This is a genomic window from Ligilactobacillus aviarius, assembly GCF_001654615.1.
Taxonomy (GTDB): Bacteria; Bacillota; Bacilli; order Lactobacillales; family Lactobacillaceae; genus Ligilactobacillus; species Ligilactobacillus aviarius_B.
This window is the reverse complement of record NZ_LWUD01000026.1, coordinates 31,788-45,672: the sequence shown is the minus strand read 5'-3', so window position 1 is coordinate 45,672 and position 13,885 is coordinate 31,788. Positions and strand designations below refer to the sequence as shown.

The 13,885-nt window shown below is 38.8% G+C and carries 14 protein-coding genes; 1 reads left to right on the top strand and 13 read right to left on the bottom strand.

Annotation, left to right across the window (positions count from 1 at the left end):
- Positions 1-17: 17 nt before the first annotated feature.
- The 3 genes from A3O17_RS05045 to rpsO form a co-directional block, all read right to left on the bottom strand.
- Entirely contained in the window at positions 18-908 is an 891-nt protein-coding gene (locus A3O17_RS05045) for a hypothetical protein (RefSeq protein WP_064208159.1), read from the bottom strand.
- 49 nt (positions 909-957) lie between these two features.
- Positions 958-2,667 (bottom strand): ribonuclease J, encoded by a 1,710-nt coding sequence (locus A3O17_RS05040; RefSeq protein ID WP_064213035.1) that lies wholly within the window; start codon positions 2,665-2,667, stop codon positions 958-960.
- Positions 2,668-2,809: 142 nt separating this feature from the next.
- Entirely contained in the window at positions 2,810-3,079 is a 270-nt protein-coding gene (gene rpsO / locus A3O17_RS05035; RefSeq protein WP_057827758.1) for a 30S ribosomal protein S15, read from the bottom strand.
- A gap of 269 nt (positions 3,080-3,348) precedes the next feature.
- Between rpsO and rpsT the strand changes: the two genes are divergently transcribed.
- Positions 3,349-3,603: a 30S ribosomal protein S20 gene (rpsT, locus tag A3O17_RS05030; protein ID WP_057906889.1), complete on the top strand. Its 255-nt coding sequence runs from the start codon at positions 3,349-3,351 to the stop codon at positions 3,601-3,603.
- Positions 3,604-3,634: 31 nt separating this feature from the next.
- Here rpsT and holA read toward each other — a convergent pair whose 3' ends face one another.
- The 10 genes from holA to typA all read right to left on the bottom strand — a co-directional run bounded on the left by holA (position 3,635) and on the right by typA (position 13,790).
- The gene (gene holA, locus A3O17_RS05025) at positions 3,635-4,669 is read right to left on the bottom strand and encodes a DNA polymerase III subunit delta (protein WP_064213034.1); all 1,035 of its coding nucleotides are present in this window, start codon (positions 4,667-4,669) and stop codon (positions 3,635-3,637) included.
- Positions 4,670-4,674: 5 nt separating this feature from the next.
- Entirely contained in the window at positions 4,675-6,837 is a 2,163-nt protein-coding gene (locus A3O17_RS05020; RefSeq protein ID WP_404802691.1) for a DNA internalization-related competence protein ComEC/Rec2, read from the bottom strand.
- A gap of 59 nt (positions 6,838-6,896) precedes the next feature.
- On the bottom strand, positions 6,897-7,379 hold the full coding sequence (locus A3O17_RS05015) for a ComE operon protein 2 (protein WP_057827754.1): 483 nt from the start codon (positions 7,377-7,379) through the stop codon (positions 6,897-6,899).
- 42 nt (positions 7,380-7,421) lie between these two features.
- On the bottom strand, positions 7,422-8,099 hold the full coding sequence (locus A3O17_RS05010; RefSeq protein ID WP_081255645.1) for a helix-hairpin-helix domain-containing protein: 678 nt from the start codon (positions 8,097-8,099) through the stop codon (positions 7,422-7,424).
- Positions 8,100-8,186: 87 nt separating this feature from the next.
- A complete protein-coding gene (locus A3O17_RS05005) occupies positions 8,187-9,236 on the bottom strand; it encodes a SepM family pheromone-processing serine protease (RefSeq protein ID WP_064213032.1) in 1,050 nt (349 codons plus the stop codon).
- Positions 9,220-9,708: a pantetheine-phosphate adenylyltransferase gene (coaD, locus tag A3O17_RS05000; RefSeq protein ID WP_318529084.1), complete on the bottom strand. Its 489-nt coding sequence runs from the start codon at positions 9,706-9,708 to the stop codon at positions 9,220-9,222. Before coaD ends, A3O17_RS05005 begins: the two co-directional genes overlap by 17 nt.
- Position 9,709: 1 nt before the next feature.
- Positions 9,710-10,267 carry a 16S rRNA (guanine(966)-N(2))-methyltransferase RsmD gene (rsmD, locus tag A3O17_RS04995; RefSeq protein ID WP_064213031.1) on the bottom strand — a complete coding sequence of 186 codons (558 nt, stop codon included), beginning with the start codon at positions 10,265-10,267 and terminating at the stop codon, positions 9,710-9,712.
- The gene (locus A3O17_RS04990; RefSeq protein WP_064213030.1) at positions 10,264-10,581 is read right to left on the bottom strand and encodes a YlbG family protein; all 318 of its coding nucleotides are present in this window, start codon (positions 10,579-10,581) and stop codon (positions 10,264-10,266) included. Before A3O17_RS04990 ends, rsmD begins: the two co-directional genes overlap by 4 nt.
- 11 nt (positions 10,582-10,592) lie before the next feature.
- Positions 10,593-11,789 (bottom strand): FtsW/RodA/SpoVE family cell cycle protein, encoded by a 1,197-nt coding sequence (locus tag A3O17_RS04985; protein ID WP_064213029.1) that lies wholly within the window; start codon positions 11,787-11,789, stop codon positions 10,593-10,595.
- A gap of 159 nt (positions 11,790-11,948) precedes the next feature.
- Positions 11,949-13,790: a translational GTPase TypA gene (gene typA / locus A3O17_RS04980; protein WP_064213028.1), complete on the bottom strand. Its 1,842-nt coding sequence runs from the start codon at positions 13,788-13,790 to the stop codon at positions 11,949-11,951.
- Positions 13,791-13,885: the final 95 nt, after the last annotated feature.

Here is a 13,885-nt window from a genome sequence, read left to right as displayed (position 1 = left end):
TGTAAATAAAAAAACAATTAAATTTTAAAATCGTTAATTTTATCGATCTCACGATTAATTTGTTGATTTAAAATTGTCCCCTTTGGAGAAAGCTTTTCCGTTTGCAACAAGGCAATTTTTACCAGGTCATTCTGATCGATTTGCTCAATTTCCGGGTAAACGACAAAAAGCTTCATCTTTGCTTCGCTAAACATTCTGAGTTTTAATGGCTCCGCAATCTTTTTTGAATCAAAAATCCGCCGCTTGATCTTCACATATACCGGCAATTCTTCAATTGGCGCAAGCTTTGATAAATCAACCTGAATGACTTCATTGAATAAATTCAAAACCTCAACTTGGTTATTCGAAACTTTACGTAATGTGTTCAATAACGACATTCGCACAACACACGAAACATCTTGATCAAGAAATACTGATCTGCAATTTAAAAATAATTCTTGGGGATTTAAAAGATTAATATTGTTTAAAATTTCGCGTTGTTCATGAATTGAAAAGCCACCTAAATATTTTAATTTTCTTAACACTTCCTGCTTTAGTTCCTGTTGCTCTTTACTCAAATAACTTGGGTATAATTTAACCTTTTGCGCTAAGGTTTGCCTTTCAGCTGAATTTAAATATGGATCTAATTGGTTTAACAGTTCAAAGCATCCTAAAACATCCCCGGCATGAAGCCGACAATCAAAATACTGATAAAAATAATCATCATTTTGAATGTACTCATTGAGATATTCACTCGCAACCGTAACTGCTTGGACCCATTTTTGATCTTTTTTTAAAAATTTAAATAAATAATAGTTATTATGGAAGTTTTTATTTTTTAAATAGGCTTTCTCCATCAAGGAGACCGCTTGATCATAATGTCCGTTATCATAAGCTTGTTGGGCCTTTTCAATCAATTCTTCGTTCATTGACTCCTCTCCTCTTACAAATAAAAGGCCGCGATGCGACCTTTTTATCTTATCCTTTATGTGATTTTGATTTCTTATAATTCTTTTTTGGAAATGTTTGATTAATTTCCATTATTACCGGCATAATCACTGGATGACGCTTCGTTTGTTCGTACAGGAAGTGATTCAGTTGATCACGGATATCCTGTTTAAGATGGGTCCAATCAAACTCTTTGTTATCTAGATTACTTTGAACAACTTTCGTAACGATCTTTCGTGCTTCGGTCATTAAATCACGACTTGTTTTTACGTACACGAACCCCCGTGAAGTTAATTTGGGCGTATCAACAATTTTCCGTTTCTTCCGATCGATCGTTACAACTGCGATAAAGATTCCATCTTCAGCAAGCAATTTCCGATCCCGAAGAACGATATTTCCGATATCCCCAACCCCAATTCCATCAATTAACGTGTTACTTGCATCGATTGCTGGAGCTGGTTGGAATTTTCCATGCGCATATTGAAGGACGTCGCCCTTATTGACCATTAAAATATGATCACTGTCAATCCCAGTTTCCAAGGCGCATTCCTTCGTGGCATCTAATTGACGATATTCACCTTGAACCGGAATAACATATTTCGGTTTCAAAAGATTAAACATCAATTGAAGGTCATTTCGACTAGCATGCCCTGACAGGTTAAGATCATCTGCAACCGTCTTGACCGTTGCCCCTGAACGGAAAATCATATCCCGTGTCCGAGCAACATTCGTTTCACGGGCTGGTGACGGCGTTGAAGTGATCAACACCAAATCTCCTTGATGTAATTTAACTGACCGGTGACGGCCAAGAGCCATCTTTTGTAATGACTTCAATGGTTCCCCTGAACGTCCGGTTTGCAAAATTACGATCTGATCATCCTTTAAGTCATTGATTTCCTTTACATCAACAAAAATATCATCGGCTGGCAAGTGAAGCTTATCAAGCTTGAGAGCGGTCCGCACGATCTTTTCAACATCGTGTCCAATCATTGCAACTTTCCGATCATTTTGATGTGCAGCATTCAATACTTGTTGGATCCGCGCCAAATTTGATGAGTGGGCTGACACAATGATCCGGCCATTATGGTACTCAAACGTGTCCATAATATAATCCATTACATCTTTTTCGTTTTCAATTTCGATTGGATTTTCAGCATTGGTTGAATCGCTCAAAACCGCAAGTACACCTTGACGTCCAATTTCAGCAATCCGCCCAAAGTCAGTTTGATAACCATCCGTTGCCGTTTGATCAAACTTAAAGTCCCCAGTATAAACAATATTTCCCTGGTCGGTTTCGATTACAATTCCAAGAGATTCTGGAACTGAGTGGGTTGTCTTGAAGAACGAAACCGTTACGTTGTCAAAATCGATTTCGGTTTGATCATCAACAATGTGAAAATCATTGAACTTCTTCGCTTGCGGAACATTTTCACACGCAATTTTAGCTAATGCAACTGTCAATTCGGAACCAAAAACCGGAACCGGATGATTTTCAACAAAATACGGAAGCGCTCCGATTGCATCTGCATGACCATGTGTCAGGAAAATGCCGGCGATTCGATCCGCATTTTCTTCCAAATATTCTAAATTTGGAATTACAATATCAATTCCCAAAAGTTCATTTTCCGGGTACATTAATCCACAATCTAAAATAAAAATCTGATCATCAACCTCAACGGCATACATATTTTTTCCGTTTTCACGGACACCGCTGAGGATATCTAACTTAATATCGCACATAATTTCACTCCTAAAAGTTCTTAAATTCTAACCGTTCAAATCAATTAATATTAAGTATACCACAGTTTAATCATTTGATTTAATTCAAGAAATTTTAGTTATAAAAAAAGTGCTTGGATTTCCAAGCACTTTCTTAATCGGATTAACGACGTAAACCTAAACTCTTGATTAATTCACGGTAACGTTGAATATCTGTGTTCCGTAAGTATGCAAGTAAGTTACGACGGTGACCAATTTTCTTCATCAAACCACGTTGTGCAGCAAAGTCTTTCTTGTGTTCCTTAACGTGATCGTTTAATTCGTTGATATCAGCAGTTAAAACAGCAATTTGAACTTCTGCTGAACCTGTGTCGCCTTCGTGACGAGCATACTTCTTCATGATTTCGTTTTTCTTTTCTTGTGTAATAGCCATTATGACTTCCACCCTTTCATTTAAATGTCGCCCAATACCGAGTAAAACGTCGGTGAATCGAATCTCACTCAGTAAAAGGTCTGTGCTTTAAGCACGATTAACATTTTATATGAATTGCAAAATAAAATCAAGCTTCCTTTACTGTCAAGCGAAATACCTTGACAAACTTTGATTTTTTTATTGCATTGTCGGAATTGCTCTTGTATAATTGTCTATGTTAAAGTTTAGTGATGACCGGTAACGGAATTCATAATTTTGGAGGTGAAATCATGCCAATCATCAAATCAGCGATCAAACGCGTAAAGACAAGCGAAAAAGCTAACAGTCGGAATTCTTCACAATTAAGCAAGATGCGGACTGCTGTTAAGAAATTTGAAAAAGCAGTTACTGCTGGTGCAGATAACATTGAAGAACTTTATCAAGCAGCTGTTTCTGCAGTTGATAAGGCAGCTTCAAAGGGCTTAATTAAGGCTAACAAAGCAGCTCGTGACAAGTCACGGATGGCAGCTCGTTTAAACAAATAATTTTATTAATTAATAAAATAAAAAAGCTGGATTAATTTCCAGCTTTTTTATTTTGATTAAATTTTAATAGAAACATTTGAAATAAAAGTTCCGGATCCTGAGATGTCGACTTCATTTTTTCTTCGTTTTCAAGTAATCCTAAATATGCTTTTCTTAAATCACCCAGCGAAAACCGCTTGATTTTTCTTAAAGCCAACTTTACCCGATACGGATGAACTTTTAACGTTCCTGCAATGTTTCCCTGAGCATATCCATGTTTGTGCAAGACCTTGACCTGAAGCAGTAACCGGAAGTTTCCCAAAAGAATTGCATTGATTTTTAACGGTTCTTCTTGTTGATCAAGTAATTCATGATACATTTTCAAAGCGGCTGCCCCGTTATGCTGCATTACCAGATCAATTAAGTCAAATACATTTTGTTCTAACGAAGCTGAAACAAGCTGCTCAACGTATTCAACAGTAATCAAACGTTCTTGTCCGGCAGCAATCATCAACTTTTGTAATTCATTGATTGCTATTTCAATTTTAGAACCTGTTTTTTCAAGTAATAATTGCATCGCTTGCGGTTCAATTTCGACCTTTTTCTGCTTTAATACGTGAGCTAATTCTGCTTGAACTTCTCTTTCGGTCATTAAGTGGTTATCAACCACATTCCCATTTTGCTTTAAAAGTTTGACAATTTTCTTACGCTCATCAAGTTTCGGATAAGGAGCAATGATTACCAAAATCGTTGTCGGTTGCGGGTTTTGAATATAATTCATCAGCCCGTTCACATCATGCTCAAGCTTGCTTTTTTTATTTTCCCCCGTTAAAAAATACGGATTAGTGATCATCACAAGCCGGTATTCACCGAAAAATGGAACGGACATGGCATCATCTAATGCCGTACTTAACGGAACGGTCTCCATATCATATTGTCCAACATTAAACTCCCGTTCTTCATCTGGAATTAAATCAAGATATGCTTGCCGGATACGTTGAATTTGGTATTGTTCTTCGCCGAGAATTACATTTACTGGATTCACTTTCCGTTCCTTTAAATTTGAAATCAATTCATTTACATTCACTTTGTTTACCTCTTTAACCCCTCAGTTACGTTAATTTTTGAATCACTGATCTCAACCTGAATCATTCCACTTTTAGCAGTATTTAAAAAAGGAATGGCCCGTTCATTAAACGTTTGGAGGGTTTCTTGGTTGGGATGATGATAGCGATTATTTCTTCCTGCTGAAATAATTGCCAACTTGGGCGCAATTTGATCAATAAACTCTGGATTAGATGATGTTTTACTTCCGTGATGGCCCGCCTTTAACACATCAACTTTTAGATCCGGATAGCGGTCAATTACTTTTAATTCGCCGGCTCGATCAAGATCGCCGGTAAATAAAAACCGATAATTCCCAATTTTTTGATACAAAACCATTGAATCCTGATTGGTTCCTTTTCCCTCTTCAAACGGGTGCAAAATTTTAAAATCTTTATCCGAAACCTGATCAGTCACCGGGATGATCTTTTTGGGCGGTTGCTTTAACTGGTTCAATTTTTGCTGAAAAGATTCTAACTTTTCCATTCCAGCAGGAACATAAATCTTATTATACCTGATTTGCTTTCCAATACTTGCCATATATCCAATATGATCCGTATCCTGATGAGTTAAATACAAGCCGTCGACCACCGTTAATCCTTTACTTAAAAGATAATTAGCAATAATTCGCTGGCCAGCAGTTGGGCGGTTCGATGGTCGTTTTCTTCCATAATTCAATTTACCACCAGTATCGATCAAAACCACGCGATGCTGAAAAGCCTTTTGAATCAAGGTTGCATCCCCCTGACCGATATCAAAATAAATTACTTTCGACTTAAGCGGAAAGGCGATCCAAAGCCAACTTCCCAGATAAAGCATTCCAATAATTACCCATTTTGCAAACCGATGCCGGTGATTTTCAATGAGAAACATCATCAAGATAATTAAAACGCCCACCGTGCCCGGAAGCTTTCCAAAAGTAATTGTCGTTGGAATTGCAGCTAAAGAAGCAAATCCTTGATTCACCAGTAATAAAAGCTGATTGCAAATGTTTCGAATTCCCGGAACTATGCTTCCCAAAAGTGTAATTGGAAAGATTATTTTTTCAAAAATCCACCCAACAGCAAATGCGAGCCCTGAAGTTAAAATATTCCACTGATACGTGCTGTTTAAAATCAACGGGATACTAAAATTATTCAGTTTAAAATTCATTTTAAATGCAGACTTGCTACTTGCAAGTAAAAGGATAAACGTCATCAAATAACTCAATAACGCTCCAAGCGAAAAGAACATTAAGGGAAATCTGAATAAACTCACGATCAACACAATACTCCAACATTCAATTCCGCTTAATCCCCGTTTCAATATAAAACGGGATAAAGTTGCAAGCCACGCCATCCAAATTGCGCGTGAAAGACTTAAACTTCCACCGCCAATGATCAAATAAAATGGAAATCCTAGCAGTAAAATCAAATCAATTCCTTCGATTGGGACTTTAAAGAATGTTCCAATCATCATTAAATACTTGCGAATAAAAAAGACATGCATTCCCGAAAGGCAAAATAGATAAAGCAATCCCAGTTTCCGAATTTGCTCAACCGTAACCTGAAAATCATCATCAATAATGCCTAAAATTAACGCCTTTGCGTAATCTTTTAACGCAGATGGTAGCCGATTAAGATTCTGAAGCATCCGCATTCGAATCCGATGACCAAAATCATTTCCCAAATTCAAATGACTAGAATCAATCCGGTTAATTTTAGCAATTTGAACGATTTGATTAATATTTCGGCTTTGAAGAAAGCGCCGGTAATCAAATTGATTTTCATTAGGCGGCTGATCTGGAAGTTTCACATCGGCATCAACGTTAAATAGTAAGCATCCTTTTTGACGATTTAACATTTCGCGTTCCTGGTTATTCTTAAAAAAATAAGTTGCCTTAACATGTTTATTTTGAGTCCGGTCAATCGCCTCAAATGAAACCATCTCATCAGAAATCTTTAACTGATCAGCATATGTCTGATAAACATGATTTTCGACCCGATAGCTTTCAAAATGGCGGGTCAGGTTTCGAATTGTAGGAATCATCAACAGGCTCCACAGGCCTCCAAAAATTATCCCACCAATAATCAACGACCGCCATCGCGTTATCCCAATTCGAATAACCACAAGAACCAACAGCAAACATGCCAGCCAACTTTTGGAAACAATCCAGTAGTTAAGCGCAAGCGCTTCAAGGGCATAAAATAATAAAAAATACTTTCGAAAAATTATTCCGCGTTTTCGTCAGCAACTTGAACAACTGATTCGAGATATTTAGGATTAATTTTTACCTGTTCAACCTCGATATTTTTCTTTTTAAGTAATGAAACAGCATATGGATCGTTATGATAATTTCTTAAATAGTGAATTTTTTTGATTCCCGCTTGCAAAAGACTCTTTGTACATTGCAAACATGGGAAATCCGTCACGTAGATTTCTGCCCCGCTTGTCGGAATTCCAAATTTCGCACATTGTAAAATAGCATTCATCTCAGCATGAATCGTGCGCAAACAATGGCCGTCAACTAAATAACAACCTTCATCAATACAGTGCACATCCCCAGAAACTGAACCATTATAACCGCCAGCAATAATCCGGTCATCACGCACCAAAATTGCTCCCACTGAAAGCCGTTTGCATGTTCCGCGCATTGACAGTAAAATAGCCTGACACATAAAATACTGATTCCAAGGAATCCGTTGATTTTTCATAAAAACACCTCCGTTGATATTAATTATTATATACCAAGAAGTTTATACACAAATTTGTTCTGCCAAAGTTGCCAAACTTTTTTCACCAAAGCCGTTTACGTTTTTTAATTCCTCAACCGATTTAAACTGTCCATGCTGTTGCCGGTATTCAAGAATTTTCTGAGCCTTCTTCTCGCCAACGCCGGTTAATCCTTTCAGTTGTTCAAGAGTTGCCGTATTTAAATTAACCTTTCCATTCGAATTTGATTCAGTGGCTGTTGGACTTGGAGCTGTTCCGGGATTCATGGTCGAAGTCGAATTGACAATTGGAATTTTTTCGCCCTTTCGCGGGATATAAATTACCATCTGGTCAGTGATTTTTTGTGCAAGGTTGACCTGATTAGGGTCTGCTTCCGGCGTATAACCGCCCGCCTTTTGAACCGCGTCCCCGACCCGCTGCTGAGTTGCCATTTGATACGCTCCGGGATGATGAACAGCCCCTTTAATATCAACATAAACATCTCCAGTTGAAGTTGCGAGGGATTTCATTTCTCCAGCCTGACTCTTTTTTGAGTTTTGACTGATCGACGTCGGCCGAATATCCGTCATCGGTTGCTGCTCATTCGACCGCCCGCCGATGCCAGGTAAAAATAAAACAGTCAAAATTCCAACCACTAATCCACCAATAATTATCTGAACCCGGTACTTTTCCCAGAATTCTTGAAAAGACTCAATCAACATTTTATTTCCTCCTTGAAGCTTGCCTATTATTAGCTACGAAAAAAGAAAGGCGATTTGATAAAATCAAATCGTCTTTCTTTAACTTCTTTATTTTGTTTTTTCCAAGTATTCAAGTGCTTGATTAAAGGTCCGGACCGGAACGATCTTCATCTTTGTATGAATCTTCTTTGCAGCCTTTTTCGCTTCTTGATAATTGGTTTGTAAATCAGGGTAAGCTTTTTTGATCACCGGTGGAATCGGATTATCCGGAACAAAGAAAATCGATGCCCCAGCCCGTGATGCGGCAACTACCTTTTTATCAGCGCCGCCAATATCACCGACTTGTCCCTGAGCGTTAATCGTTCCTGTTCCCGCAACCTTCCGTCCATGAAGAAGGTTTTGATGGGTCAAATCATCATAAATTTGCAATGACATCATCAACCCTGCCGACGGACCTTCAATTCCATCCATATTAGCTTGAACCTTGATCGGCGTTTTAACTTCCGTTCGATCTGCAAGGGTGATTCCAATCCCATACTGTTGCGTGTCACCCAATCGTTTCGTGATTCCCGTCAACGTTTTATGCTTTGATCCGCTTAAAACCCCGATCTTGATTTTTGAACCACGAGGCAAACCTTTGATGTAGTTAATATACGCTTGCGAATCGCCAAAATGCTTTCCGTTCACAGATTCAACGGTATCACCAACATGGAGTTTACCCTTGAAACTCGAATTTGGCATTACTGACATGACGTATAAGCCTAAATACTTACGTTCAACCTTTTTATGGGCTGCTTTAAAGGCAACATACTTTGCTTCGTTGATTGCATCTTGCATGTAGTACTGTTGAACAGTTTGATAATCCTTTTCGTTTGATCCCTGATACAGGTCAGCCGCGCTGTCACGATCAGCAAACGGGTTCAAAAAACTCATTGCATATGATAATGGCGTTGCGTGCATTTCACGAATATAAACCAGCATCAACGTTCCATCCTGGTTAGCAGCCTTTTTCGTCTGGTTGTCAACTTGAATATATTGCGAAATATTCTGGGCTGATCCAGGAACTTCAATATAATACGGGATTGGCAAAAAGACGGCTAACACCAGCACCACCGCCAGGATCACCGTAATAATTAATTTCTTACTTTTCTTTTTCATTGAACTTTACCTCGAGCATTGCCTGCGCTTTTGCCGGCAAAAATTTAGCTGTATCTCCATGAAACCGGCCGATTTCCTTAACGATCGAAGATGAAATCGATGCAACTTCCGGAGAGGTTGGCAACAAGAGAGTTTCGATCTTCGAGTCTAATTCCCGATTCATTGTTGCAATTTGCTGTTCAAATTGAAAGTCGTCAACGTTGCGAACTCCCCGTAAAATAACATTTACACCTAATTTATCAGCCGTCTTAACGGTTAGTTCATCCGCCATTGCAATTACCTTTACATTTGAATATGGTCGAACAGCGTCCGTTACCATCGTCATTTTCTCCTCAATTGAAAATAACGCATGCTTGCTTGAATTCGTCATGATTGCGACAACTAATTCATCAAACATCCGACTTCCGCGTGCAATCACGTCCAAATGACCGTTTGTAATTGGGTCAAAGCTTCCTGGAAACATCGCTTTCATTTTAATCACCTACATAATGATAAATTGTGAGTACCGTGATTCCATACGTCACGGTTTTTAAAAATTCAAACCCGTCAATTTTTTGAGGAAGTCCTGCATTTTGATCAGTCTCACACATGATCGTTGCATTGGGATTTAATAATCCCAACGTTTTCATTTTCAGTAAATCATCAACGATTTTTTGCTGTTTATATGGTGGGTCAAGAAATACCAAATCAAACTTAATTTGCTTTTCAGCCAGCTTCGTCAGCGCCTTGCGAGCATCAGTTTTAAAGATTTGAAATTGGTCTTCCGCCTTCGTTACCGCCACATTTTCCTTAATCGTTTTAATTGCCTGATACTGCCGATCAATTAAATAGGCTTGATCTGCTCCCCGCGAAACGGCTTCAATGCTTAAGCCCCCGCTTCCAGCAAATAAATCAAGGACATTGCCGCCATCAAAGTATGGACCGATAATATTAAACATTGATTCCTTGACCTTATCCGTTGTCGGACGGGTCTTCATTCCCGGAACCGCCTTTAATCTTCGGCCCCCAAACTTTCCTGCAATAATTCTCATTTGGCTTCACTCTTCATTTTCTTAAATTTTTCACGATCTTCTTCAGTCATCTCATAATGTTGCCCGTCTTCCGAGCCGGAATATTCAACCCGGAGAAATGGCCGGACTGAAGGTTCAACGTGTTTAACAAATTTTAATTTTTTCAAACGTTCAATGTTACCTTCCACATCAGCTTGATCCATGTAAAGGACAACGTATTTCATTTTCTTTGAAATATATTGAATTTGACCAAACTTGCGTAATTGTCTGCTATTTCGTAATCGATACAGATAAACGATCACACCCTGACGTGGATTCTCTTCAAATTCTGTCATCTCAATTCACTCTATTTCTTGTAATATTCAAACGGGTCAATTTCAGTATGCCGTTTCTGATTAGCTGAAATATTCATTACCATTCCAAGGGCCGCCGAAAGAACCAGCATGCTGGATCCCCCGTATGAAACAAACGGGAACGTAACCCCAGTGATTGGTAAAAGGCCAATGACTGCCCCAATGTTAAAGAATGATTCAACGAACATAAACGTTCCGACTCCAAAACAGAAAAGCCGGTTGTATAGATTATTTGACCGAATTCCAATCAAGTAAACCCGTAAAATAATGAATAATAAAAGGATGATCAGCACAGCCGCCCCAATAAATCCGAGCTCTTCAGTTGTAACGGACAAAATAAAGTCAGTATATGGTTCAGGTAGATATCCTCGCTTTTCGATACTGTTTCCAAGGCCAAGGCCAAAGAAGCCCCCATTGCTAATCGCATAGTATGAGTTAACTAACTGACGCCCAACACTTGCTGAATATTTAAACGGGTGATAAAACGCCGTAAACCGTTGAATTTGATAAAAGTGCGAGCTTAAATCTTGAATAAATTTAAGCCGTGGAACCTGTAACATAATAACGAAGAGAATAATCAATCCAATCAAGAAGGTTTGATTGTTGATTCGATACCATTTACTTGTTTCAGGATCCCGGTAAGTAAGGTACATGATCATGATAATTGCGAAGTTGATCATGAATCCCCCAACATCAGGTTCAATCAAAATCAATCCTAAAATAATCCCAATAAAAAAGTAAGGACCATTTCCATGACCTAATCCTTGTTCACGCCGATCAGCCCAATTCGAAAAGGTATAGGCACAGAAGAGGATATTAAACAACTTAGCAAATTCTGATGGTTGAATACTGATAAAGCCTAATGAAATCCATCCGTTTGCACCATTAATTGCATTTGTGAAAAAACGTGCAATTATCAACAGAAAGACCATGACGAAAAATCCAACCATTAAGAATTTTGAATTGACCCACCACTTTGTCTTAAAGTGGGCCAGCAAGAACATTAAAATCATCCCAATGACAACGTAAATTGCCTGTTTGATCATATACGATGCCGAGTTCAATCCAACGTATGATAAATTGATCGAACTTGCCGAGTAAACCATTACAATTCCAATCACACACAGGATCGCATATGGAATAAACAGCATCCAATCAAAATATTTCAATTTCTCTCTAATCTTTTTCATATCTTTATTAGGTCCAGAAGTGATTAATAACCTAATGCTTAACCACCCTTCTAAATATTTTGAAACATTCTGTAAAATTATACCATAAAATGATTCGCAATAAATTTACAAAACGCTAACTAAAAAAGAGTCGCAGCAGCGACCCTTTTCCATTAATTATTATTGCTTAGCACGCTTATCACGTTTAGCTGCCTTTTCACGGGCATTTGTATTTAAGATCCGTTTCCGCAACCGTAAGTGATTTGGTGTAACTTCGAGCAATTCGTCTTCGTTTAAGAATTCCATACTTTCTTCCAATGTAAGGTGTTCTGGAGTCTTAATCGTTGCTGTTTGGTCCTTTGCAGCTGCCCGAACGTTAGTTAAGTTCTTTCCTTTTGTAACGTTTACTGAAATGTCACGTTCACGGGATGACTTCCCAACGATCATTCCTTCGTAAACTTCTGTTCCTGGATCAACGAAGATCGTTCCCCGACCTTCAACCCCCATGATAGCATACGTTGTTGCCTTGCCTTGGTTGATTGATACCAAAGCACCATTCCGGCGTCCAGGTTCCCAGTTCCGAATAACTGGTTTGTATTCATCGAATGTGTGGTTCAAAATTCCGTATCCACGTGTCATTGATAAGAATTGTGAATCGTAACCGATCAATCCCCGGGTTGGAACTGAGAATTCCAACCGTGTTTGACCATTGCCGTTTGGTTCCATGTTCTTCATTTCACCTTTGCGTTGTGCCAATGAGTCAATGATTGAGCCAGTGTATTCATCAGGTGTATCAATTGTAACGGCTTCAAACGGTTCTGAAAGCTTGCCGTCAATTTCACGGTAAATAACCTTTGGCCGTGAAACAGCTAATTCAAAGCCTTCGCGCCGTAATTCTTCAATTAAAATTGAAAGGTGCAATTCACCACGTCCTGAAACGGTCCATGCATCTGGTGAATCAGTATCTTCAACCTTCAATGAAACGTCAGTGTGAAGTTGCTTTCTTAAACGGTCTTCAATCTTGCGGGCAGTAACCTTATCGCCGTCCTTACCAACAAATGGTGAATCACTTTGCATGAATGTCATCTGCAATGTCGGTGGATCGATCCGTAACAATGGCAATGCTTCAGGATGGTCAACCGGACATACAGTTTCCCCAACGTTGATTTCTTCCATTCCTGAAACGGCAATTAAATCGCCGGCCTTGGCTTCTTGAATTTCAACTTGGTTAAGTCCCATGAACCCGAATAATTTTGTAACCCGGAAGTTTTGTTGTGAACCGTCAAGTTTCATAACTGTAACTTGGTCACCAACCTTGATCTTTCCACGGAATACACGACCAATTCCGATCCGGCCAACGAAGTCATTATAATCAAGCATTGCAACTTGGAATTGTAACGGTTCGTCAGAGTTATCAATTGGAGCAGGAATCGTATCTAAAATCGTCTTAAAGATCGGATCCATTGTGTGTTCCTGAGTTGAGGGATCTGGATTCATTGAGGTTGTTCCGTTAACCGCTGATGCATAAATTACAGGGAAATCAAGTTGATCTTCGTCAGCACCAAGTTCGATAAACAGATCAAGAACTTCGTCAACAACTTCTTCTGGACGTGCCCCCTGACGGTCGATCTTGTTAATAACAACGATTGGTGTCAAGTGCTGTTCTAAGGCTTTCTTCAAAACAAAACGCGTTTGCGGCATTGTTCCTTCAAAAGCATCAACGACCAAAAGAACCCCGTCAACCATTTTCATGATTCGTTCAACTTCGCCACCAAAATCGGCGTGTCCTGGGGTATCAAGGATATTAATTTGCTTATCGCCATATTTAACGGCTGTGTTCTTTGAAAGGATCGTAATTCCACGTTCCTTTTCAATATCATTTGAGTCCATTGCACGATCGCTAATTTCAGTGTGTGAATCAAGCGTATCAGATTGTTTTAACATTTCGTTAACTAATGTTGTTTTACCGTGGTCAACGTGCGCAATAATAGCAACATTGCGGATGTCTTCGCGTCTTTTCAATGTTTATCTTCCCTTCATTTTCTTTTTTCGACCTTAAAAGTGCATTTTCATTCTTTTTGAAAATCATCTGCTGATTTTCAAGCAGTGTCATAAAA